The 21,776-nt window shown below is 63.9% G+C and carries 22 protein-coding genes; 11 read left to right on the top strand and 11 right to left on the bottom strand.

Features of this window, described 5'->3' with window-relative positions; translation table 11 throughout:
• The first annotated feature begins 56 nt into the window (after positions 1-56).
• From DVK00_RS07925 to DVK00_RS07915, 3 genes are all read left to right on the top strand, one after another.
• Entirely contained in the window at positions 57-455 is a 399-nt protein-coding gene (locus DVK00_RS07925) for a hypothetical protein (protein ID WP_121577773.1), read from the top strand.
• Positions 456-689: 234 nt separating this feature from the next.
• Entirely contained in the window at positions 690-971 is a 282-nt protein-coding gene (locus DVK00_RS07920; RefSeq protein ID WP_101349748.1) for a hypothetical protein, read from the top strand.
• A 2-nt stretch (positions 972-973) separates the two neighbouring features.
• Entirely contained in the window at positions 974-2,548 is a 1,575-nt protein-coding gene (locus DVK00_RS07915) for a methyl-accepting chemotaxis protein (RefSeq protein ID WP_121536777.1), read from the top strand.
• Between the two features lie 14 nt (positions 2,549-2,562).
• On the opposite strand, the gene DVK00_RS21665 is transcribed toward DVK00_RS07915, so the two are convergent.
• Complete coding sequence (locus DVK00_RS21665; RefSeq protein ID WP_199722451.1) at positions 2,563-2,730, bottom strand: hypothetical protein; 168 nt, start codon at positions 2,728-2,730, stop codon at positions 2,563-2,565.
• Between the two features lie 117 nt (positions 2,731-2,847).
• Positions 2,848-2,973 (bottom strand): hypothetical protein, encoded by a 126-nt coding sequence (locus DVK00_RS22230; protein WP_255410216.1) that lies wholly within the window; start codon positions 2,971-2,973, stop codon positions 2,848-2,850.
• A 232-nt stretch (positions 2,974-3,205) separates the two neighbouring features.
• On the opposite strand from DVK00_RS22230, the gene DVK00_RS07910 reads away from it, so the two are divergent.
• Positions 3,206-4,456, top strand: a complete 1,251-nt coding sequence (locus tag DVK00_RS07910; protein WP_121577552.1) for a DHHA1 domain-containing protein — start codon at positions 3,206-3,208, stop codon at positions 4,454-4,456.
• Positions 4,457-4,458: 2 nt separating this feature from the next.
• On the opposite strand, the gene DVK00_RS07905 is transcribed toward DVK00_RS07910, so the two are convergent.
• From DVK00_RS07905 to DVK00_RS07890, 4 genes are read right to left on the bottom strand one after another with little or no spacing between them, the layout of a single operon-like run.
• Complete coding sequence (locus tag DVK00_RS07905; protein WP_101349751.1) at positions 4,459-5,382, bottom strand: DMT family transporter; 924 nt, start codon at positions 5,380-5,382, stop codon at positions 4,459-4,461.
• Positions 5,383-5,389: 7 nt separating this feature from the next.
• Positions 5,390-6,193, bottom strand: coding sequence for a 5'/3'-nucleotidase SurE (gene surE, locus DVK00_RS07900; RefSeq protein ID WP_101349752.1), 804 nt, complete (start codon positions 6,191-6,193; stop codon positions 5,390-5,392).
• Between the two features lie 36 nt (positions 6,194-6,229).
• On the bottom strand, positions 6,230-7,684 hold the full coding sequence (locus DVK00_RS07895) for a small ribosomal subunit Rsm22 family protein (RefSeq protein WP_121577551.1): 1,455 nt from the start codon (positions 7,682-7,684) through the stop codon (positions 6,230-6,232).
• A complete protein-coding gene (locus DVK00_RS07890; RefSeq protein WP_121536785.1) occupies positions 7,681-8,415 on the bottom strand; it encodes a prephenate dehydrogenase/arogenate dehydrogenase family protein in 735 nt (244 codons plus the stop codon). Before DVK00_RS07890 ends, DVK00_RS07895 begins: the two co-directional genes overlap by 4 nt.
• A gap of 163 nt (positions 8,416-8,578) precedes the next feature.
• Between DVK00_RS07890 and DVK00_RS07885 the strand changes: the two genes are divergently transcribed.
• Positions 8,579-9,352 carry a fumarylacetoacetate hydrolase family protein gene (locus DVK00_RS07885; RefSeq protein WP_101349755.1) on the top strand — a complete coding sequence of 258 codons (774 nt, stop codon included), beginning with the start codon at positions 8,579-8,581 and terminating at the stop codon, positions 9,350-9,352.
• A gap of 41 nt (positions 9,353-9,393) precedes the next feature.
• Here the strand turns inward: DVK00_RS07885 and DVK00_RS07880 are convergent, their stop codons facing one another.
• Positions 9,394-10,224, bottom strand: a complete 831-nt coding sequence (locus DVK00_RS07880) for a halocyanin domain-containing protein (RefSeq protein WP_101349756.1) — start codon at positions 10,222-10,224, stop codon at positions 9,394-9,396.
• A gap of 317 nt (positions 10,225-10,541) precedes the next feature.
• Here DVK00_RS07880 and DVK00_RS07875 point away from each other — a divergent pair, with 317 nt between their 5' ends.
• Together DVK00_RS07875 and DVK00_RS07870 are read left to right on the top strand one after the other, a co-directional pair.
• Positions 10,542-10,904 (top strand): helix-turn-helix domain-containing protein, encoded by a 363-nt coding sequence (locus tag DVK00_RS07875; protein WP_101349757.1) that lies wholly within the window; start codon positions 10,542-10,544, stop codon positions 10,902-10,904.
• Positions 10,901-11,203, top strand: coding sequence for a hypothetical protein (locus tag DVK00_RS07870; RefSeq protein ID WP_101349758.1), 303 nt, complete (start codon positions 10,901-10,903; stop codon positions 11,201-11,203). Before DVK00_RS07875 ends, DVK00_RS07870 begins: the two co-directional genes overlap by 4 nt.
• Positions 11,204-11,225: 22 nt before the next feature.
• On the opposite strand, the gene DVK00_RS07865 is transcribed toward DVK00_RS07870, so the two are convergent.
• A complete protein-coding gene (locus DVK00_RS07865; protein WP_101349759.1) occupies positions 11,226-11,801 on the bottom strand; it encodes a halocyanin domain-containing protein in 576 nt (191 codons plus the stop codon).
• A gap of 170 nt (positions 11,802-11,971) precedes the next feature.
• On the opposite strand from DVK00_RS07865, the gene DVK00_RS07860 reads away from it, so the two are divergent.
• Entirely contained in the window at positions 11,972-13,498 is a 1,527-nt protein-coding gene (locus DVK00_RS07860) for a cryptochrome/photolyase family protein (RefSeq protein WP_121577550.1), read from the top strand.
• Between the two features lie 32 nt (positions 13,499-13,530).
• On the opposite strand, the gene DVK00_RS07855 is transcribed toward DVK00_RS07860, so the two are convergent.
• From DVK00_RS07855 to DVK00_RS07845, 3 genes are all read right to left on the bottom strand, one after another.
• Positions 13,531-15,285, bottom strand: a complete 1,755-nt coding sequence (locus tag DVK00_RS07855) for an AarF/ABC1/UbiB kinase family protein (protein ID WP_101349761.1) — start codon at positions 15,283-15,285, stop codon at positions 13,531-13,533.
• Positions 15,286-15,337: 52 nt separating this feature from the next.
• The gene (locus tag DVK00_RS07850; RefSeq protein ID WP_121577549.1) at positions 15,338-17,974 is read right to left on the bottom strand and encodes a heavy metal translocating P-type ATPase; all 2,637 of its coding nucleotides are present in this window, start codon (positions 17,972-17,974) and stop codon (positions 15,338-15,340) included.
• A 127-nt stretch (positions 17,975-18,101) separates the two neighbouring features.
• The gene (locus tag DVK00_RS07845) at positions 18,102-18,692 is read right to left on the bottom strand and encodes an Lrp/AsnC family transcriptional regulator (protein WP_121577548.1); all 591 of its coding nucleotides are present in this window, start codon (positions 18,690-18,692) and stop codon (positions 18,102-18,104) included.
• Between the two features lie 154 nt (positions 18,693-18,846).
• On the opposite strand from DVK00_RS07845, the gene DVK00_RS07840 reads away from it, so the two are divergent.
• From DVK00_RS07840 to DVK00_RS07830, 3 genes are read left to right on the top strand one after another with little or no spacing between them, the layout of a single operon-like run.
• Positions 18,847-19,932, top strand: coding sequence for a metal ABC transporter substrate-binding protein (locus DVK00_RS07840; protein WP_121577547.1), 1,086 nt, complete (start codon positions 18,847-18,849; stop codon positions 19,930-19,932).
• A 2-nt stretch (positions 19,933-19,934) separates the two neighbouring features.
• Positions 19,935-20,738 (top strand): metal ABC transporter ATP-binding protein, encoded by an 804-nt coding sequence (locus tag DVK00_RS07835; RefSeq protein ID WP_101349765.1) that lies wholly within the window; start codon positions 19,935-19,937, stop codon positions 20,736-20,738.
• Complete coding sequence (locus tag DVK00_RS07830; RefSeq protein ID WP_121577546.1) at positions 20,735-21,709, top strand: metal ABC transporter permease; 975 nt, start codon at positions 20,735-20,737, stop codon at positions 21,707-21,709. The genes DVK00_RS07835 and DVK00_RS07830 overlap by 4 nt, the downstream gene beginning before the upstream one ends.
• Positions 21,710-21,776: the final 67 nt, after the last annotated feature.

Here is a 21,776-nt window from a genome sequence, read left to right as displayed (position 1 = left end):
TCGACACAACGGTTTTGTACCGTGGTTCCCTAGCTATGACCATGAGTCTCATACCCATGGATGAGCCACGGGGTGCCCGGGGCAACACGGATGACGGCGACGTGCCGTCGCCCTCGCTTCTGGACCGGGTCAGGTACCGCGTGCGCTCAGCCATTGAGACCATTTCAGTTGGGGAGCGATGCTCTGCATGGCTTGATAGACGTGGTCGAGACAAACCACAGTCACAGATTCACACCGATGGGTTCGCTGACGATGTCGTTGCGCCGCCGGAGTGCCCGTCGATCAGCGACCTGCCGACGCGGTCACGACCGTTTACATACCCGACGCGGAATCACACGGAGAGCAACACTGTCGACCTGATCGCAGTTGAGGGCGGAGACCAGCTCACGATGACGCACCCAGACAACTCGGACGCGAAAATAACATCTGATATGTGGATGGACGTCGATCAGTAACCGCAGAACACCGCCTCCTTTTTAATCCGGCATTGCCACTCCCCGCTCACTGGAATGGTTTCAGATCGCTTCGGATAGTGAAGCTGTAACCCGTTCTTTGCCTGTGTAGAACTCGTTATTGTGTACTGTTATTATGTGTGACTAATTGTGGATATATAACGCTGAGCGCGCGGTTATTATCGATTTTGATGCCTCGGGCGAGAACCTTTTTTAAATCCAATGGCTTGACCGGGTATGGCTGGCATTGGCCCATTCGGAACACTGGAAGTTGTAGGTCTGCTCGTTGCAGTAATCGGCTTAGTACCCGTTCTCTCACAATACCGGGAGGAAACTCGGTGGTTCACTGCCGGGTATGTCCTCCTTGTGGTTGGCATGGTCGCAACGAATCTTGAAGCGGTCGTTCTCGGTGACGTCCTAAATTTCGTTGAGCACGGCGTCGGAATCGGTGTTGCCGGACTTACCTTCTTCCTGGCCGCCTATCTTCGTCGGGAAAACCGGATCAAGACTGAGGGATAACGATGGTCGGAATTGCACCTATCTTTGATGGGCTGGGCGCGCTGGGGTTTATTGCTGCGACGGCGCTCGGCTGGCTCAATTATCGAGACACGGAGGCTGAATCGGCCTTCTGGCTGACGTTCAGCTTCGCATCCACGCTTGGTGCTGTCTGGACATTCAGCCTTATGCTGGAGAAGGCCGGCATCTACGAGGAGGTGTTCAATCTGGCAACAGGGCCGTTGATGACAGCAACAGTTGCTGTCTTCGCAATCGGGGGCACAGCGACTCTCTCGCTGGTCACAGAGATGCAGGAACTGGTCGACGAGGCAGAGACGAAACGACAGGAAGCAGAGAAAGCGAAACAGAAAGCGGAGGAACAGCGCAAGCAGGCGAAAGACGCACAGCGCGAATCTGAGGAGGCGCGCGCAGAAATTGAGGAACGCGAGGCGGAGCTCGAGCAGCTGACCACGGAGCTTGAATCAACTGCCACGTCATACGGTCAGGCGATGGAACGAGCAGCCGCCGGGGACCTTACTGTCCGGGTAGATGCGGACAGCCAGAACGATGCGATGGCAAGAATCGGGTCGGGGTTTAATTCGATGATGGACGAACTCCAGACCGTCATTGCCGAGATTCAATCGTTTGCACAGCAGGTTGATACGGAAAGCACAGAAGTCACGGGTGGTGCCTCGGATATCCGGTCCGCCAGCGCAGAAGTCGCGGAGAGCACTGAAGAGATTTCGGCCGGAACAGAAACACAGAGCGAGAAAATCAACGAAGCGAGCAGCGAGATGAGCGACTTATCGGCGACGATTGAAGAGATCGCCTCCTCATCAGAAGAAGTCGCTACCCAGTCACAGCAGGCCGCAGAACTGGGTCAGGAAGGCGAAAAAGCGGCCGAAACAGCCGTCGACAAGATGGCTACGCTTGAAGCCCGGACTGACGAAACTGTCTCAGAGGTGGCAAACCTCCAGAACGCTGTCGAGCGAATCGAAGAGGTCGTGAACCTGATAAACGACATCGCGGAACAGACGAACATGCTCGCCCTCAATGCGTCAATTGAGGCTGCGCGTGCCGGCGAAGCGGGTGAAGGATTTGCTGTTGTCGCATCCGAAATCAAATCGCTTGCCGGTGAGACCGCCGACGCAACTCAGGAAGTCGAAACGCTCATTGAGGGCATCGAGAACTCGACCGAAAGTGTCGCCGACGATATCTATGACACGCAGTCAGAGGTCGAGGAAACGCGTGAGACAATCGACGAGACAGCCACCGTACTGAACCGGATTGTCACCGAGGTCGAGGAGGCCAGCAGCGCGATCCAGTCGATCAGTCAGGCCACCGACCAGCAGGCTGATTCCGGACAGAAGGTCGTCACGATGCTGGACGAGGTAACATCGATCAGCGACCGGACAGCCGACCAGGCACAGGAAGTGTCGGCGGCGACGGAGGAGCAGACCGCGACGATTCAGGAAATCGCGACCAGCGCTGAGTCGCTGTCGGACAGTGCAGATCGACTACTCTCTCTCGTCGCCCAATTTGACGTTCAGGAGCAACAGGCCCGGCCGGGGACTGTGAGTGCGGAGGTGACGACGGACTAACTGAGCGCCGACGGCTACAGATCGTACCGCGCGATAGCACTGGAGTCACAGACCGGGCAGGTCGTCGCGTCCGTTTCGAGGGTCGTTCCACAGCGTCGACACTCCAGATGTGACTGCTTTCGAGCCCCTACGACCCGGCGTAATCGCTCCATCATATTGCCAGACAGGACACCAAGACTCATATCATCAGTCAATCCACGGTGAAAGTGAAAATCGCAAGACATAGGGTCGATTCGGATGGGCGTCAGCCGAGCGTCAGACGCCGCTAACAGACCGTCCAGCCTATACAGCCACCCCTGTTACGCCCGGACCTGCTCCCGATCCTGCTTGCCGGACGCATACAGAAGCGCCAGAACCAGTCCGACTGCAAACAGCCAGACCACCACCAGCAAGAGCACTATCGACTGGACCCCGGTCCCGAGCATGAACGGTACGCGTCACTGTCGGTACTTAATTAGGAGCTCTGTATCGGGAACGGGGACAGTGCCACACAGCGGATTATGCCGTCGATAACGGTGCAACCGGCGTCGGTCACTCTACAGCCGAATCGACTCGGTGCGCATGAACACTGCGCTCCTGTCGATTGGGTGGTCCCAGATGCCTGCCCGTCCAGGGCACGCCCAGACGTTTTTGTGCACGCCAACGTAGCCACCTCCGATGACGGGAACAGCCGCAGCCGAGCCCACTGTGACGACGTTTACGTCGACCGTCGACCGTATCGATTCGACCGCCGTCGTGCTAACGGAGACGTACTTTTACGCCGAAGGCGGTGGCCAGCCGGCGGACCGGGGGACGCTCGGTGGTGTCGAGGTTGTCGACGTGCAACACCGGGACGGGGACATCGTCCACGAACTGGCCGAACCGCCGTCTTTCGAGCCGGGCGAGTCGGTCGAAGGCGTCGTCGACGCGGCGTTTCGGACCTACTGCATGCGCGCCCACACGGCCAGTCACGTCCTCTACGGCGCTGGCCGCCGGGTGCTGGCGGACCTCGGCTACGGCGGCTTCGACATCAGCGCGACGGTCCCAGACGATGCCGGTGACGACGACTTCGGGCCAGCTGTCAGCGGGAAGGTGCGGGTGGACTTCGAGACGACGACCGAAATCGACGACTCGACGCTCGCGGAACTCGAACGGCTGACCAACCGCGCCGTCTGGGAGTCCTACGACGTGACCTGGGAGCAAATCCCGCGCGAGGAGGCGCTGGGCCGCGAGGACATCGCGTTCAACACGAAGACCGAGGAAGGTATCCAGGGCGAGACGGTCCGGGTCGTCACCATCGAGGACTGGGACGTGGCGGCCTGTGGCGGGACACACGTCGGGAACACGCGGGAGATCGGACCGGTGACGGTGCTCGGCCGGTCCAACCCCGGCGAGGGGTTGACCCGCGTCGAGTTCGCCGTCGGCCCGCGGGCGATTCGCCAGCGCGCGACCGAACACGAGCAGTCCAGACGGGCCGCACGGGCACTGGATACGAACGTCGCCGAACTGCCGGACGCCGTGGCGGCCCTGCAGTCAGAGCGCGACGACCTCCGGGATACCGTGGCGACGCTCCGGGAACGACTCGTCGACGCCCGCATCGCCGACCTGCGGGACGACGCCGTCGAGGCGGACGGACGGCGGTGGCTCGTCGGCACCGTCGCGGGACTCGACGCGAACGGGCTGGCCGACCGGGCGGAAGGTGCCGTCGGCGACGCCGTCGACGTGGCCGCGCTGGTGGACGACGACGGCCAGTACCTGGGCGTCGCGACGACCGGCGACGTCGACGCCGGCGAGGTGGTCGACCGCGTGACCGCGGAGTTCGGCGGCGGTGGCGGCGGCCGGCCGACCGTCGCGCAGGGCGGCGGGCTCGACGCCGACGGGGACGACGTCGTCGCGTTCATCCGTGACACGACGGCCGGCGGCGACTGACTTCAGTCCCCCCGCCTCGGCGTCCCGCCGAACCGCGCGACCTCGTTTCGCAGCGCGTCCCGCTTCAGCAGGCCGAATCCGATGAGAATACAGCCGAACCCGACACCAGTGTAGACCGTCGGGGTCTCGCCAAGGAACAGCAGTCCGGTGGCGGCGGCGACGACCGGCGCAGCGTAAGAGACGAGATTGATCTCGATAGGTCCCAGCCGCTCCAGCAGGTCGAAGTAGATGAGAAAGCCCAGCGCGCTGGCGACGACGACCAGATACAGCAGGGCCAGCACGGCTTCACCAGTCCACTGAACATCGGCTATCGATTCAGCGGCCCCGAGGCTGACACCGTGCATAAGCACCGCACCGAGCAGCATCGACCACGCTTCCATCGTCTCTATCTCCAGATCGTCGTCGACCCGACGGGTCAGCACGCTTCCGAGAGCGAAGGCCGTGGCCGCGAGGAACACCAGAACCAGCGAGACAGTCCGGGGGTTGAGGAGGTTTCCCGGGTCGGGGTTGCTGAGGACGCCGACACCGACGAATCCGACGAGCAGGCCGACGATGCCCAGCGTCGTGAGCCGTTCGTCCGGCAGGAACGCCCGCGCGAACCCGGTCGTGAGAATCGGCGAGAGGCTGACGACGATAGCGGCGGCGGCGCTCGTGGTCCCCTGCTCGCCGACGAACAGGAAGATGTGATACGCCGCAATCATGAGTGTGCCGCCGATCCCTATGACGATCCAGTCGGAGCGGCCCTTCGGGACCCACTGGTCGGTAGCGTACACCGCGTAGCCGAGCATCAACACCCCGGCGAGGTCGTACCGGAACGCAGCAAACAGGATCGGTGGGAAGTACTCCAGCCCGGCTTTGATAGCGGTGAATGCGCTGCCCCAGGCGACTGCGAGCGCGACGAAGAGGATTGCGTTACGGAACCGCATCGTCCGCTCAGTCGGCCGCCTCGTCGCCCGGCTCGTAGGTCTCCGCGATAGCGTCGAGCGCCTCGTGATGTTCCGTCGTGTGTGGCGCAGTCAGCGGCGAGACACTGACTTTTCCGTCGACGACGGCGCGGCGGTCCGTCCCCTCGGGGTCGGGGATGTCGCCCTCGGCCATGTGCTCCCAGATGCGGTCGTGGAGGGTCACGGCGTCGCCATCCTGCACAGCGTCCATCTCGTAGAGGTGAGACGGTCGTGTGACCGTCATCTGTGCGTCGCCCCACTCGGCGACGGGGGCGTTGATGTTCAGGTAGTCGCACTGTTCGAACACGCCGGCATCGACGGCGTGGTCGGCGAGGTAGGTCGTCGCTTTCGCTGCCTCGCGGTAGCTGTCGCCGTTAGCTTCGATATCGGCGAACGCAGCGTCCTCGCGGACCGGGATGTACATAGAGACGGCCATCGCCGGCACGTCGAAGAAGGTAGCCTCGACGGCGGCGCTGACGGTCCCCGAGCGGCCGAGAACGTACGCACCGAGGTTCGCCCCGCGGTTACAGCCCGCGACGACGAGGTCAGCGTCGGTGACGAGCGCTTCCAGTCCCGCCACGACGCAGTCTGAGGGCGTCCCTTCGACGGCGTAGCCGAGTTCGTGCTCGTGGACGGTCACTTCGTGGGAAATAGCCCGCCCGACCGCGCTCTGGTCTTCCGCCGGGGCGACAGCGGTCACGTCGCCGACTGTCGAGAGACCGTCGTACACCGCCCGGAGGCCGGCGCTCTCGATTCCGTCGTCGTTCGTCAGCAGAATCGTCGGCTCGTCCATACGTTCCGTGGGGCCGTCTGCGAGAAAAGCCCACCGCTAGCGCGCTCGGTCGACAACCGTCTCGCCGTCGACGACGACGTTGTACGCCTCCTCGTCGTCGTTCCACAGGACCAGCGCGTTCTCGAAGGACAGCAGGTCGCCGTAGTCGGCTTTCCGGAGGTCTTCGTTCAGTATCGACGCCTCTGTGAGGACGGCGAAGTGGTCGACCTGCTGGCTCCCGTCTCCGAGCAAGTACAGCGGGTTTGCGCCCTCCCGCTCGGCGAGGTCGTGGCTGAGCTTCACGCCCAGAAAGTTCACCCGGTCGGTGACGTAGTTCTCGGCGTCGGCCATCGGTGCGTGGATGCCGCGGTCCGGCGTCACGTCGTGCGTTCGCTTCCCGTCGGTTCGCAGGACGCTGTAGGCGAACTGCACGTCCGTGTTGACGAACTCGCCCGTGCCGCCACCGGCGTCGTCGAGCCGTTTTTGCATCGTCGGAACCGCGATGTCCGGCTTGCGGTCGAACGACCACGACTCGCTGTCGGGGGACTGGTGGGGCCAGAGCCGCACCGTCGGCCCGTACACCGTTGCTGGGCCGCCGTCGGCCACCTCCCGTTCGACGGTTCGGAGCTGTATCGCCGTGTTGCGGTCGGCCGGAGCCAGCGCCAGCAACGTCCCGTCGTCGGCGATCGCCTCGACGTACCGGTAGAGCGTCGCCGCCGCGTCGTCGAGTTCGCTGAGGACGTTCCCGAAGATGACGAGGTCGTAGCCGGCGTCGCCGTTCCCGTCTCCGGTCCCATCACTGCCGTCGCCCTCGAACGGCGACGCCGGGTCGAACGCCTCCGCCGTCTCCCGGTGAATCTCCCAGCGGACGTTCCCGCTGCTGTCCTCTAGAAGGTGTTCCAGCACGTCCGCAGCGGCGCTGGGTTCGACCGCGTGATAGTCGAGCAGGGCGTCGTCGGGGAGCAGGTCCCGCAGGGCCAGCGCCGGGCCGCCGACGCCGGCCCCCACGTCCAGCACTCGAAGCTGTGACGGGAGCAGGCCGTCGGCGGCGAGGTCCGCGAGGACGTACTTCGCCACGGCGTAGTAGTCCGGGAGGTGGTAGACGGCGTAGCCAAGCGCCGTCAGTTCGTCGTACTCGACGGCCTGCCCGCGGAGGTACCGCTCCTTGATGTCGCGGATGCGCTCGCGGAGCTGGTCGCCGCTGTCGCCGCTGTGCCACTCCAGCCCGCCCCACTCCGTCAGCAGGTCGATGACCTGCTGTTCGTAGCGGTCGGGGAACCGGTCGACGCCGTCGAAAGTCACCGAGAGCCGTTCCTCAGGTGCCGGGACGAAGGTCCCGTCCTCGCGCTCGACGAGTCCGAGGTCGAACGCCTCCTCCCGGAGCACCTGCCTCACGACGGCGGGGTGGGGCTGGCCCTCGACGTACTCGTGTAGCTCCTCGGGGTCCAGTGGCCGGACGTTCCGGAGGTACTGGGCGTTGTCGCGTATCTGCTTTCGTGTGTCCTGGTTCATGAGAGTCGCTCGTACAGCCGTTCGAAAGTGTCAGCGTCGGCATCGGCGAGTTCCCTGGCCGCGTCGGCCACGGCGTCCGCGCCGTCGAAGGCGTCTTGGATGTCAGCGTACACCCGCGGGTCGCCGCCGGTGACCTGCTCGACGAGGTCGAACAGACCAGCCGAAATCGGCGTCTGGAACCGGTCCGGCACGTCGGCGGCGGCCATCGCAAACGCGAGCACCGCTGCATGGGCGCTGGCCTGGACCGTCTCCATGGCTTCGTCGTGTTCCGCCGCCGTCGTCTCGAAGCAGTTGTTCCCGGCCGCGGCGAGGGCGTCGACGACGGCCTCGGTCTCTGGCCCCGGTGCGTCGGCGACGACGGCGACGTTGCCGGGCGCGTTCTCGGGGGCGAAAAGCGGGTGAAGGCTGAGTCGCTGGCCGTCGGGCATCGCGTCCTGCATCGCCGCGACGGGGCCGGCCATGCTCCCGGTCACGTCGACGATTGCACCCGTGGCAAGCGGCGCGAACTCGTCGATGGCCGCCCCGGCGACGGGCATCGGCACGGCGACACAGACCACGTCAAAAGTCTCGGCCGCGTCGCTGGCAACAGCGCGGCCGCCGACCGCGTCAGCGGCGGCTTCAGCGGCCGACTGGTCGAGGTCGGTGAAGGCGACGGACGCGTCGGCGTGAGTCCGGACCGTGCGGGCGAACCACCGGCCCATCGCGCCGGCACCGACGACGAGGACGTTCATCGGCCCAGCGTAGCCCGTCCCGTCTCAAAAGCCGTTCGGTCACGCTTCTGCTCGCCGCGACACCGCAGGTGACGATGGACGGGTAGACAGCCGTCGAACAGCCCGCTGTAGTCCGGTTTCCCCCTCCTAAACGCTTATCTGTCGGCCCTGAGAGAACGGTGACATGAAGCGCGTTCGATTCCGTGATACCGCGGGGAACGTCCGGGGGGGTCGCTGGACCGTCGAGGACGGTGAGCCCGTCGTCACCGCCGCCGCCGGACCGTACGGCCGTATCGCCTTTGGCGACGAGTCCTACGACCCCGACGAGGTGGATATCCTGCCGCCCTGCGAGCCGACGAAAGTCGTCTGCATCGGGCGCAACTACGCCGACCACGCCGAGGAGATGGACTCGGAGCTCCCGGACCGGCCGATGCTGTTTCTCAAAGCGCCAAACGCCGTCGCCTCGCACGGCAAGCACCTCACGATGCCCTCGGGGAAGGAGCGCATCGACTACGAGGCGGAACTCGGCGTTGTCATCGGCGAGCAGTGCCGGAACGTCAGCGAATCGGGCGCGATGGATGTCGTCGCAGGGTACACCTGCGTCAACGACATCTCGAACCGCGACGACCAGCGCCAGGAACAGAACTGGGTCCGCGGGAAGGCCTTCGACAACGCCTGTCCCATCGGCCCACTCGTGGCCACCCCAGAACACGTCCCCGAAGACGCCAGCATCGAACTCCGTCTCAACGGCGAGACGAAGCAGTCCTCCTCTCGCGACCACCTCATCTTCTCCGTCCCCGAACTGATCGCCGAAATAACGTCATACATGACGCTGGAACCCGGCGATGTCATCGCCACGGGGACGCCGGAGGGCGTCGGCCCGATGGAAGACGGCGACGAAGTCGAAGTCGAAATCGAAGGTATCGGGACGCTCAAACACAGCGTCAAGATTCCGTAGGCGACCGACATGTCCGTTCCGACGCGGTTCGACGACGATTACTATTCGACAATGATTGCGCCTCTCATCCCCAGTCCTTGGTGCGGTTTACACGAGTACAGGTAGGTCCCGGTTTCCTCGAAGGTGTGCTGATAAGCGCTTCCGTCTTCGGCGACGAGTTCCGAATCGAGCGGCCCATCTCCCTTTGAGACGATGTTGTGGGGACCCCCCTCGCCGGTCCACTCCCAGCGGACGGTCGTCTCAGTCGAAACCTTCAGCGCCGGGGGGTCGAACGCGAACCCCCCGCCGTTGCCTTCCGCGCCGGTTGTGACAGTTGCCGTGTCAGTGCCGGTCCGATCGATAATGGTGCCGTCGAAGTTACTGGATTCTACGAGCCACTCGTCGACCTCTGTGTTGCCTGAAGACGGTGGCTCTTTCACGATAATCGCACCCTTCATCCCATCGTCGCGATGCGGTTCGGAGACGTAGCGGTACTCGCCGGTCTCCTCGAAGAAGTAGTGATACCCCGTCCCGGGCTGGGCGTTTGTTCGGCCGCTGTCAAAGGTACCGTCTACGGCGACTACGTTCTGCTGACCGCCGTGCCCAGTCCAGTCCCAGCGGACTATCGTCCCCGGTGGGACTTCTATGGCCGGTGGGCTGAATGCTAGTCCGCCATCCGTCTCCTGTCCAACCAGGATTGTCGGCCGGGACTCGGGGCCGTACCTGTGGGGTTCGCCGTCGTAGCCGTTGGCATCATCAAGCCAGTCGTCAAGCGATTCAGGCGTCGGTTCAGGCGTCGGTTCAGGCGTCTGTTCAGGCGTCGTGGTTGGCGTCGCAGTTTCGGTCGCTGTTCCGGTTTCGGCCGCTGGTTTCGAACTACTTCCCGAGGACACGCACCCAGCGGTAACGGCGAGCGCTGTCAACCCTGTGCCTGCGAGAAACTGTCTGCGAGTGGAGGGCCGTTGCATAGCAAGCTAGCTGTTGTCATTCGATGATAGAAAAGGGAGTGTGCCCTTTCCAGATTCTGGAAACAAACGGTCGCCCTTTATCTGAGGGTGTTTTATATTTCCGACACTGACAGGAAACTGCTACCGGGGTACCGCAGGACATCGGGTCGAAGTATCCCACAGGATTCCCGTCGTTGCCCCGTCATATCGAAACCGAACCGTCCACAGAACCACCTCCACCCGTTCCCTGAGAGGGCCCCTCCGTGGCACACAACGACGCGAGCGAGACACAGGCGCTGTTCGACGCTCTCGCCGACCCTGACTGTCGCGACATACTCAGGGTGCTCGACGAGCCGTTGCCAGCCAAGGAGGTCGCCTCGGTCTGTGATCTTCCCCAGACAAGCACCTACCGGAAGCTCGAACAATTGAGCGAGGCCGAACTGGTCGCCGAGGAAACAGAGGTGCGTGCCGACGGCCATCACGCGACGGCGTACGTCCGGGATTGTGACGGTGTGTTCGTTGGTATCGACGCCGACGGCGCGTTCGAGGTCGACGTTCTGCCGACCGAGGAGCGGCCGAGTGATCGGCTCGCCCTCCTGTGGTCTCGTGTCAGCGAGGAACTATGAACGCAGATATCCCACTCATCGTCATCGGATTCAAGACTGTGACAGTGTTACTCGGTGGGCTTATCACCTACTTCGCTGTTCGCGCAGCAGTGAAAACGAGGGCCACCGGACTCACGTATCTCGCCGTCGGATTCGCGACGATTACTGTCGGCTCGTTGCTCGCCGGCGTCGCAGACCAGCTGTTTGGCTTACCGACCGACGTCGCGCTGATAGTCGAGAACGCGCTCACCGCGGTCGGCTTCGCGGTCATCGCGTACTCGCTGTACGTCACCAGCCGCTCCGCGCTGGTAACACGATAAAAATCTGCCAGACAGCGATCCGTTATTCGACGACGACTGCGCCGACCATCCCGAGCGCCTTGTGCGGGACGCAGTTGTAGAGGTAGGTGCCGGTTTCTTCGAACGTGTACTCGTAGGTGGTCCCTTCCTCTGCGACAGCCGAGCCCGAGTCGAGCGGGCCGTCGCCCTCGGATTTGACGTTGTGGCCGGCTCCTTCGCCGGTCCACTCCCAGACAACCGTCGTTCCGGTCGAGACGTTGACCGCTGGCGGGTCGAAGGCGAACGCGCCGCCGTTGCCCTCGGCCCCGACAGCGACTGTGACCTCGTCCTGGTCGGTCATCACGACCATGGAGCCATCGAAGTTCGACGAGTCGCCGACGTAGTCCGCGACCTCGCCCGGCGCTTCGGCGGTTTCCACTCCCCCGCTGCTCTCGGTGTCCATTGACTCGGCATCAGTGGTTTCCATCTCCTCGGCGTCGGTGGCCTCCGTTTCGTCGCTGCCACCATCGCCGCCACTGCCGCCATCGCCGCCGGACCCGCCACAGCCAGCGAGGAGTCCAGCGCCTGATACGGCTGCCGTCGTGCGGATGAACGTCCGCCTGTCGAGGTCGTCTGTCATGCATTTAAACTTATGACTGTGCACGTATAAGCGAGTCGTTTCTGTCGTTTGTCAAGAAACAATAATTGAGGTTTTGACCGCTCCGCTGTCCCGGAATACCAACACAGTTCGGACGGGGATTGATGCTGATACAGGCCCGTAGTGGAACTAATGGGAGTGTCTGTTTGTCGATGACTGTCTGGCTTCGCGGAGACCACCTTGTCCGGCGGTCCGGTCCCGTCGCTCGACGACCTGACGAACCGGTGCTTCTGATAGAATCGGAGTCGTTCGCTCGCAAGTTACCGTACCACCCACACAAGCTGATTCTGCTGTTCAGCGCGATGCGGCATTTCCGCGACGAACTGCGCGACGACGGCCGACCGGTCCGCTACCAGCGAGCAGCGACCTTCGAGGACGGACTGGCAGCACATTTCGAAGCCACCCCTGACGACACGCTCGTCACCCACCGACCACAGACTGAGTCTGCACAGTCGCGTCTCGAATCGCTGGTCGCTGATGCCGGCGGAACTGTCGAGTTTGTCGCCGACGAACGCTTCCTCTGCTCACCGTCACAGTTCGACGACTGGTGCAGTGACGGTCGCTACCGTCACGAGGACTTCTATCGGTTCATGCGCCGTGAGACGGGCTACCTGATGGCGAACGGCGACCCCGTCGGCGGCGAGTGGAACTACGACGACCAGAACCGTGAGACGCCGCCCGATGGGTGGACGCCAGCGGACCCCCCGCAGTTCGAGCCCGACGACGTGACCCGGAACGTCGTCGAGTGGGTCGAAACGACCTTCGAGGGAAGCTACGACGAGCGGCCCTACGGCGGTGACTGGGCTGACCCAGACCCGTTCCGCTGGCCGGTCACTCGTCGGCAGGCCGTCCGCGCGCTGGACCATTTCGTCACGAACCGACTGCCGGAGTTCGGGCCGTATCAGGACGCGATGCTGGAGGACGAGTGGGCGATGAGCCACAGCCTGCTTTCCACGTCGCTCAATCTGGGACTCCTCGGCCCTGCGGAGGTCATCGAGCGCGCTATCGCCGCCTACGAGGACGGCGACGCGCCGCTCAACAGCGTCGAGGGGTTCGTCCGGCAGGTGCTGGGCTGGCGTGAGTTCCTCCGGCACGTCTACCGCCGAGAGATGCCCGACCTGAGCGAGGCGAACCAGCTCGGCGCGAGCGAGGCCCTGCCGGATTTCTACTGGGACGGTGACACCGACATGGCCTGTCTCTCCGACGTGGTCGACGGGGTCCGGGAGCGCGGGTACTCACACCACATCGAGCGGCTGATGATTCTCGCCAACTTCGGGCTTATTTACGGCGTCGAGCCGGCACAGCTGAACCGGTGGTTCCACGCGGGCTACGTCGACGCCTTCCACTGGGTGACGACGCCGAACGTCGTCGAGATGGGACTGTACGGCGCGGGCGTGTTCGCCACCAAGCCCTACGCCTCGTCGGCGAATTACGTGGACAAGATGAGCGACTACTGTTCGGGCTGTCCGTATTACAAGACGAAGACCACCGGTGACGGAGCCTGTCCGTTCAATGCGCTGTACTGGGACTTCCTCGACCGCAACGAGGAGACGCTCCGGTCGAACCACCGGATGGGGCTGATGTACAGCCACGTCGACAACAAAAGCGACGAGGAACTCACGGAGATCCGCGATCGGGCCACGGAAATTCGGGACATGGCGGCCGAGGGCGAACTCTGAGCGCCGCTGCGGCCTGAACGCGGGTTTGGGGGCTACTCTTCTCCCTCTGTACCGTCAGTCGCCTGCCGCTGTCGCATTTCGTGGCGAGTGAACTGCGGTGACGACAGCGCCGGTCCGCGACTCCGGCGGAACGACCACGCGAGAACTCCGACCACCGCTGCGCTCCCGCCCAGTGCGAGAGCTGCAGGCTGAAGCCCGCTCACGGTGTAGAGGTAGGCACTCACCGGCACGCCGGCACTGGCGACGATACCGAGCAGAAGCCGCTTGGCGAGCACCCGGCTCAGTCCGTCGGAGTCTTCGAGGACGGTCTTGACGAGCAGTTCTTCGCGCTCGACTCTGTCAAGTGTGTCCTCCACCTTCGGCGCTGTCCGCACCGCTGATCGGGTCGACGATGTCACCGCGTCCTCTAGCTCTGTTTGCACCTGCTCTCGCACGTCGTTCACAGCACCTCGCTCCATGACGTACTCGGAAATGATTTCGATGAAGTCGAACTCGGGGTCGAGCGTCCGACAGACGCCTTCGAGGACCGTCGTCACCCGAACCACCAGCGCCAGGTCCTGCGGGAGCCGCATCGGAAACTCGTACAGTTGCGTCTCAAACTGGCCCACTAGCTGCTCGATGCGGTACTCACTGATGTCTTCCCCGCGGAACTGTTCGATGACGATGTCGAACGCCTCCCGCATCACCCCGCGGTCGGCCATCGGGTCTAGCGCGCCCATCTCGACGAAGGCGTCCATCACGCGGTCCACGTCATCAGTCGCCAGTCCGACGTAGAAGTCAAGCAGTTGGTCCTGCGTCCGGGGACCGAGGTAGCCGGTCATCCCGAAATCGTAGAACACGAGCGTCCCGTCTGACTGGACCGCCAGATTCCCGGGATGTGGATCGGCGTGAAAGAGGCCGTCCTCGACGATCATCTGGATGTACACCTCTTCGAGCCGCCGGACGAGTGCCGGCCTGTCGATGCCGAGGTCGTCCAGCCGCTCCACGTCGTCGATCTTCACCCCGTCGAGGTACGTCATCGTCAGCACGCGGTCCGTCGAGTGGCTCTCGACGACATCCGGGATGGCGATGTCGTCGTCGTTTGCGAAGTTGTCGCCAATCTCCCGAAGCATCCGCGCCTCGTGGCCGTAGTCCATCTCCCGGCGGACAGTCGTTGCGAACTCCTCGGTGAGGTTTTCCAGCGTGAACGCCTGACCCGGGTCCGCGCCGTAGGTGAGCACTGGTAGCAGCGTCGACAGTACGCGCAGGTCGGACTCGACGCGCGTTCTGATGTTGGGTCGAAGCACTTTCACAGCGACCCGCTGGCCGTCGACGCGTGCTTCGTACACCTGCCCGAGCGACGCCCCGGAAATCGCCGTGGTGTCAAACTCCTCGAACAGCGCGTCGATATCGTTGCCCAGTTCCCGTTCGATGACGGGCTCGATGGTCGCCCACGCGTCCGGTGGGACGTTGTCCTGCAGTTCAGAGAGCACGTCGACGTACGCTCGCGGCAGCGCGTCGGGCCGGGTCGACAACATCTGTCCGAGTTTGATGAACGCCGGGCCGAGGTCGACAAAGGTGTCTTTCAGGTAGCGTGCGCGCCGCGTCCGGGTTTCGGGGGCCACTGTCCGGGACCGTCCGAACAGAAGGTACCGCTTGCGGTCCCGGCCCCACTGCCAGAGCAGCGGGACGAACTGCCAGACGATGACCAGCGCCCGCCAGAGCGCCCGGAGCCGAACGCCGACGCCGCCTGGCTGTGACACTGTCTGTCCCGTCGGCTCGTCGGCGACACGCTCCTCAGCAGTCACTGTTCGCAACTGAGGCCCGGCGACAAATGAGTCTGCTGGAGACGGTCCTCGCTCAGCGCCGGAGGAAGCCCAACAGCCGATACGCCGAATCCGGCGTGTACCGGCGGAATGCGAGGCTGTTCGCGAGAACGGACACGGACGAGGCGGCCATCGCGGCGGCGGCGAGCACCGGCTGAAGGAGTCCCAGCGAAGCCAGCGGAATCATCACCGTGTTGTACCCCAGCGCCCAGAACAGGTTCTGCTTGATCTTCTGGAGCGTGGCCTCGGAGATTCGGATGGCCTTCACCACGTCGGCGGGGTCGTCCCGGAGCAGCGTCACGTCCCCGGCTTCGATTGCCACATCGGTCCCGGAACCGATGGCACAGCCGACGCTCGCGGCCGCCAGCGCGGGCGCGTCGTTGACGCCGTCGCCGACCATCATCGCCTGGTCGCCGTCGCTCTGGAGGTCGTCGACGGCGTCGGCCTTGTCTTCCGGCAACACGTCGGCCATCACGTTGTCGGGGTCGATGCCGACTTCCTCGGCGACAGCGCGGGCAGTCCGCTCGTTATCGCCGGTGATGAGCCAGACGCCAAGCCCCCGCTCGCGCAAGCCACTGACTGCAGCTTTGGCGGATTCTTTAACCGTGTCTGCGTCGGCGACGATACCGATGAGGCGGTAGTCCGGGTCGCCGTCGCCCTCGATGCCGTCATCGCCTTCGTCCTCGGCCAGCGCGACCAGCATCGCCGTCTTCCCTTCTCGCTCGAGTGTGTCCATCCGGTCCTCTGCCGGAGCGGTGTCGACGCCGGCCTCGGACAGCAGTTTTCGGTTGCCGACGAGGACGCGACCGTGGCGCGTCGTCGCTTTCACGCCCTGGCCGGGGATGTTCTCGAACGCGTCGGGGTCCTCGACCTCGATGCCCCGGTCGCGCGCGCCCTCGACGATAGCCTCGGCCAGCGGGTGCTCGCTGGCGTGTTCGGCGCTGGCTGCGACTTCGAGGACGAACTCTTCGGTCAGCTCGCGCCCGGGCTTGAGCGTCCCGCCGTCCGTAGCGGGACCGACGACTTCCACGTCCGTGAGTTCCATTTCGCCTTTCGTCAGCGTCCCCGTCTTGTCGAAGACGATGGTGTCGACCTCGTGGACGCGTTCGAGCACGTCCCCGCCCTTGAACAGGACGCCGTTGCGCGCGCCGATAGCCGTCCCGACCATCGTCGCGGCGGGCGTCGCAAGTCCGAGCGCACAGGGACAGGCGATCAGGACGGCAGAGGCGAACACGACGACCGCGAACTCGCTCACACCGACGCCGGCCGGGCCGCCCGCGGCCAGCCCCCACAGCGGGAGCGCGTCGACGACGGCCGCCAGCGTCTCCGGCACGACCGCCCACAGCACTGCCCAGAGGACGGCGTTGCCGATGACCGCCGGGACAAAGTACGCCGAGATGCGGTCGGCGACGTTCTGGATGTCGGGCTGGCGTGACTGGGCCTGCCGGACCCGCTCGGCTATCTGCTGGATGGCCGTCTCGGAGCCGACCTTCGTCGCCTCGATTTCGAGGACGCCGTTCTGGTTCACCGTCGAGCCGATGACCTCGTCGCCCTCGCCTTTCTCGACCGGGACGGACTCGCCGGTCACCATCGACTCGTCGACCGCCGAGTCGCCGTCGACGACGACGCCGTCGGTCGGCACCTTCTCGCCCGGCCGGACCTTCAGCCGGTCGCCGACCCCGACCTCGTCGATAGGAATCTCTTCCTCGCTGCCGTCCTCGCGGACGACCGTTGCCGTGTCGGCCTCCATTTCCAGGAGCTGCTGGATGGCGGCCCCGGCCTGACTTTTCGAGCGGGCTTCGAGGTAGTTCCCGAGCGTGATGAAGACGAGAATCAGCGCGGCCGTATCGAAGTACAGCCCCGTGCTCGCGATGAGGTCCGCCAGCGCGGCCACTGAGTAGAGGTACGCCGTCGAGGACCCCAGTGCGATGAGGACATCCATGTTCGCCCGCCCGTTATTGACAAGCGCCTTGTAGGAGTTCTCGTAGAAGGGCTTGCCAAGGAGTATCTGGACCGGCGTCGCCAGCGCGAAGGCGACCCAGCCCTGTGGGACGCCCAGAACCGTCTCGCGGAAGAGACCGAGCGAGAACAGGTGGTCCGCCATGAACAGCAAGAGCGGGGCCGAGAGAACCGCTCCAAACAGCGTGAGCCGAAGTTGTCTGCGCGTCTCCTCGTTGCGCGCGGCGGCGCGGCGATCAGCGCCGGACTGCTCACCGCCGTCGCTGTCGTCGGCGTTTGCACTCTCCCTGCTCTCTCTTACGGGTGTGTAGCCGGCGGATTCGATAGCGTCGTAGAGGTCCGAACGCGACACGTCGGCCGGGTTGTAGGTGACCTGACCTTCGTCGGTGGCGTAGTTCACGCTGGCTTCGATGACACCTGCAGTCTCCTCCAGCGCCTCCTCGTTTGCCTCCGCGCAGTTCGCACACGACATATCGGTGATGCCGATGGTCACCGTCTCCGTCGCCACGCCGTAGCCAGCGTCCTGTACGGCCGTGACGATATCAGCTAGCGATACCACATCGGGGTCGTACTCGACGCTCCCCTCGTCGGTGGCGTAGTTCGCGTCGACGGATGTAATCCCGTCCAGTTCGCCCACCGACTCTTCGATGGTGCCCGCGCAGTTGGCACAACTCATTCCCGTCAGTTCGAGCCGGGTGGTCCGGTTGCTCATCTTGTCTTACTGTACGCCCCCCGTATTCATGCGGTTTGTCCCTTTGACTCGAAGGTCAGACCCGGCTGCTTAATTTAGAACTAAACTCGAATAGCCGATAAGTTTCCATTCTGAACCCCGAACCGGTTCAGGCCCCTTCTTTGAGCGATTCGTACTGGTCGACGAACCGCTCGGCACAGGAGCCACAGCAGAAGTAGTACCGCTCCCCGCCGAGCGTTCGCTGTTCCCCCTCCTCGTCGACGGAGTTGCCACACTCCGCGCAGTCGGGCGCGAACTCCGCCGCACCCAGCCCGGCGGTCCATTCGGTGTCCGCAATCATCCGGACCTCGTAGCGATCCACGTCCCCGAGGTCGACGTGTTGGGAGAGGAGGTCGCTCGCGTCGGCCTGAGAGACGTTCGCCACCAGTACGACTCGGCCACCAGCGGTCCGATAGATCCGCTCGACGGCGTCTGCGTCGCTGACCGCTGTAGCGATGTCGGCGGCCCGACCCGGCTTCGCAGTGACTTCGATCAGAACCGGCACGCCGGCCTGTAGCAGTGAGCGGTCGATATCGACGGTAAATCCCTGTATCAGTCCCATTTCGACGAGCCTGTCGACCCGATCGGAGACGGCAGGGGCCGAGAGGTCAACTCGTTCGGCGATGTCGCTGTATGGTCGCCTCGCGTCTTCGAGTAGCAGTCGGAGAATTTCGTGGTCCGTGTCGTCGAGTCCGGGCATACCGGACCAACTTCCAGCGCCGGTTTATGTGTTGTGTCCACCCGCGTCTGTGCCACAGAGCTGCCTTCAGGTACGAGCTGGCTTGTGAATTAGACTAGTCTAATACTATAGTTAGATGGAAACTGTTATATTCTTCTCCGACAGCAAGCCACACATGGAAACTAACCAACCCTGCGACGAGCGGCCGTATGGAGTCACCCGCAGGCAGGCACTCAGTGCCGGAGCCGGAGCCCTTGCGACCGGCTTTGCCGGCTGCCTGACCGGCGGCGGGAGAGAGGCGGCATCGACTAGCAGCGGCGGGACGGACGGTTCGGACGGACCGGTTGCGGTCGCGTCGTTCTTCAGCTTCTACGACTTCGCCCGCAAGGTCGCACGCGGGACGCCGATAACGGTCAAGAACCTCATCCCGACTGGGTTGCACGGCCACGGCTGGGAACCGGACGCCGGGATCACGCGAGATATCATCGACGCGGACGCGTTCATCCACGTCGGCCCGGACTTCCAGCCATGGGCCGACCGCGCGATTCAGACGCTCAAAGACGACAACGTCGATACCGACCTCATCAATGTCCGCGAGGGTATCGAACTCGAATCGCTCGCGGCGAGCCTTGACCGCGACGAAGAGGGCGTCGGGCAGAACAGAGCCAGCGACCCTCATTTCTGGCTTGACCCACAGCGCGCGAAACAGTCGGTCGACAACATCACCGAGGGGCTGGTCGCGCTCGCCCCGGACGCTGAAGACACGCTCCGGGACAACGCCAATACGTACAACGCTGAGGTCCTCGACCGCATCGACGCGGACTACGCCGATATTTTCGACCGGGCCGACAGAAACGTGGTCCAGCTCGCGGCGCACAACGCATTCCAGTACATCGGAACGCGCTATGGCGTCGAGATGCGCCCGCTTGTGGTTAACCTCGCTGCCAGCGGTGACGTGAAACCCTCTGACATCACTGAGGCGAAAGCGGTCATCGAGGACAACGATATCCGGTACATCGGAGCCGGCGTCTTCGAGACGCGCAAACCAGCGAAGCAGCTACTCGCCGAAACACCGGTCGAAGCCTACTACCCGGTGACGCCATATGCTGGCGTCCGTGAGGAGTGGGTCGAAAACGGCTGGGGATACGAGGAAATCGCTTACCAGATAAATATGCCGACGTTCGAGGTCGTTCTGGGCAACACGGCTCCTGAAGACGCGGGCCCCGACGGCTGGAGCGAGAAGTGGCGGAATTTCGAATAAAGATGGCCATGCGCTCACACCACCGAGACGATACCGACGAAGCGACGACCGACTCGAACGAAAGCAGGTCATCAGTCGTCGAACTCACAGACGTGTCGTTCGGGTACACGTCCACGCCTGTCGTCGAAGACATCACTGTCAGCATCGACGCCGGAGAGTACGTCGCCGTTGTCGGCCCCAACGGGTCCGGCAAGTCGACGCTCATGCAGTTGCTGCTCGGCCTGCTGGAGCCAGATAGCGGGACTGCAAAGCTGTTCGGCGTCGACGCGACGGCGTTCGACGACGGAGCCAAGGTCGGCTACGTCGCACAGCGTGCCGGGGCGAGCCGGGAGATGCCCATCACAGTCCGCGAAGTGGTGAAGATGGGCCGGTTCCCACACGTCGGGTTCGGACGTCTTTCCGCAGCCGATTGGCGTATCGTCGACAGGGCCATCGACACGGTCGGGATGTCTGCCTTTGCCGACCGGCGAATCACCCAGCTTTCCGGCGGGCAGCGCCAGCGTGCGTTCATCGCTCGGGCGCTCGCGGGTGAGGCTGACCTGCTCGTGCTGGACGAACCGACCGTCGGCGTGGACACCGAATCAGTCGACGCCTTCTACGGACTGCTCGAATCGCTCCACGCCGAGGGCATCACCGTCCTGCTTATCGAACACGACCTGCAGGCCGTCATCGAACACGCGGAGCGCGTCATCTGTCTGAACCGGGAGATCTACTTCGACGGGCCATCGGCGGAATTCACCGACAGTGCGGCGCTGGCCAGAGCGTTCGGGACGGGTGCACAGTCGTTGACCGGAGGCAACCGATGACGTTCGCGTTTGCGGCCGGCGGCGTCTACGAGGCGTTCGTCCCGATCCTCGACGTGTGGTACTGGCTTCTGGCACTGCTCTACCACCTGACCGGACTGGAGCTTATCAACCCCGAATACACGTTCATGTACCGGGCGATACTGGTCGGGCTGTGCGTCGGTGTTATCGCACCACTCATCGGAACTTTTCTTGTCCACCGCCAGCTCGCCCTCATCGGGGATGCACTCGCCCACACGGCTTTCGCCGGCGTTGCCGTCGGGCTGTTTCTCAACGCCGTCCTCGAACTGAGCGTGTCGCCGTATCTCGCCGCTGTCGTCGTGGCCGTCATCGCGGCGCTGCTCATCGAACTAATCTCCGAGGCGACCGACGCCTACAACGACGTATCGATGGCGATTGTCCTCTCAACGGGGTTCGCACTTGGGACGGTTCTCATCAGCCTCAACGCTGGTGGGCTGGCCGTGGGTATCAATCAGTACCTCTTTGGTAACCTCTCGACGGTGTCTGCCGAGAACGCGGTCATCATGCTCGGGCTGTTCAGCGTCATCGTCGCAACGGTCGGGATCACCAGAAACCAATTGCTGTACGTCACGTTTGACGAAACCGCCGCCGCCGTCTCCGGACTGCCGGTCGCCTGGTACAACCGGATTATGGTGATGCTGACGGCGCTCGTCGTGGTCGGCGCGATGCAGATTATGGGCGTCATCCTCGTCGCGGCCATGCTGGTCGTCCCGGTTGCCGGCGCGACGCAGGTGTCCCGGAGCTTCTCGGAATCACTGCTGGTCTCGATTGTGCTGGCCGAACTCGCCGTCCTGCTCGGCATCGGTATCTCGTACTACGTCGGTGCAACAGCCGGCGGCGTCATCGTACTCGTCGCAGTCGGGATCTACGTCCTCTCGGTTCTCGTCGGGAAGGTCCGACAGAGGGGCGCGCCGGACGAAGCGCGGGAACTTGACAGCATCAGTCAGGACTGAACGCCGGTCTCGACTGGGGGCGGTGGGTGCAACTGAGAGCCACGGCTGGCGGCGACACGCTGGCCGA

It is taken from the genome of Haloarcula sp. Atlit-47R (assembly GCF_003665985.1).
GTDB classification, from domain to species: domain Archaea; phylum Halobacteriota; class Halobacteria; order Halobacteriales; family Haloarculaceae; genus Haloarcula; species Haloarcula taiwanensis.
Note: the sequence above shows the minus strand (reverse complement) of the source record. Positions and strands in the feature narration are given on the sequence as shown.

Excerpts from the sequence above, each read along its gene's own strand:
- DVK00_RS07905 (WP_101349751.1), bottom strand. The coding sequence starts at position 5,382 with ATGCGGTTCCGTAACGCAATCCTCTTCGTCGCGCTCGCAGTCGCCTGG.
- DVK00_RS07890 (WP_121536785.1), bottom strand. The coding sequence starts at position 8,415 with ATGAACGTCCTCGTCGTCGGTGCCGGCGCGATGGGCCGGTGGTTCGCC.
- DVK00_RS07850 (WP_121577549.1), bottom strand. The coding sequence starts at position 17,974 with ATGAGCAACCGGACCACCCGGCTCGAACTGACGGGAATGAGTTGTGCC.
- DVK00_RS07845 (WP_121577548.1), bottom strand. The coding sequence starts at position 18,692 with ATGCCCGGACTCGACGACACGGACCACGAAATTCTCCGACTGCTACTC.
- DVK00_RS21665 (WP_199722451.1), bottom strand. The coding sequence starts at position 2,730 with ATGAGTCTTGGTGTCCTGTCTGGCAATATGATGGAGCGATTACGCCGG.
- DVK00_RS07835 (WP_101349765.1), top strand. The coding sequence starts at position 19,935 with ATGGCCATGCGCTCACACCACCGAGACGATACCGACGAAGCGACGACC.
- DVK00_RS07830 (WP_121577546.1), top strand. The coding sequence starts at position 20,735 with ATGACGTTCGCGTTTGCGGCCGGCGGCGTCTACGAGGCGTTCGTCCCG.
- DVK00_RS07885 (WP_101349755.1), top strand. The coding sequence starts at position 8,579 with ATGAAGCGCGTTCGATTCCGTGATACCGCGGGGAACGTCCGGGGGGGT.
- DVK00_RS07915 (WP_121536777.1), top strand. The coding sequence starts at position 974 with ATGGTCGGAATTGCACCTATCTTTGATGGGCTGGGCGCGCTGGGGTTT.
- DVK00_RS07840 (WP_121577547.1), top strand. The coding sequence starts at position 18,847 with ATGGAAACTAACCAACCCTGCGACGAGCGGCCGTATGGAGTCACCCGC.
- DVK00_RS07895 (WP_121577551.1), bottom strand. The coding sequence starts at position 7,684 with ATGAACCAGGACACACGAAAGCAGATACGCGACAACGCCCAGTACCTC.
- DVK00_RS07860 (WP_121577550.1), top strand. The coding sequence starts at position 11,972 with ATGACTGTCTGGCTTCGCGGAGACCACCTTGTCCGGCGGTCCGGTCCC.
- DVK00_RS07920 (WP_101349748.1), top strand. The coding sequence starts at position 690 with ATGGCTGGCATTGGCCCATTCGGAACACTGGAAGTTGTAGGTCTGCTC.
- DVK00_RS07870 (WP_101349758.1), top strand. The coding sequence starts at position 10,901 with ATGAACGCAGATATCCCACTCATCGTCATCGGATTCAAGACTGTGACA.
- DVK00_RS07925 (WP_121577773.1), top strand. The coding sequence starts at position 57 with ATGGATGAGCCACGGGGTGCCCGGGGCAACACGGATGACGGCGACGTG.
- surE (WP_101349752.1), bottom strand. The coding sequence starts at position 6,193 with ATGGACGAGCCGACGATTCTGCTGACGAACGACGACGGAATCGAGAGC.
- DVK00_RS07865 (WP_101349759.1), bottom strand. The coding sequence starts at position 11,801 with ATGACAGACGACCTCGACAGGCGGACGTTCATCCGCACGACGGCAGCC.
- DVK00_RS07910 (WP_121577552.1), top strand. The coding sequence starts at position 3,206 with ATGACGGGAACAGCCGCAGCCGAGCCCACTGTGACGACGTTTACGTCG.
- DVK00_RS22230 (WP_255410216.1), bottom strand. The coding sequence starts at position 2,973 with ATGCTCGGGACCGGGGTCCAGTCGATAGTGCTCTTGCTGGTGGTGGTC.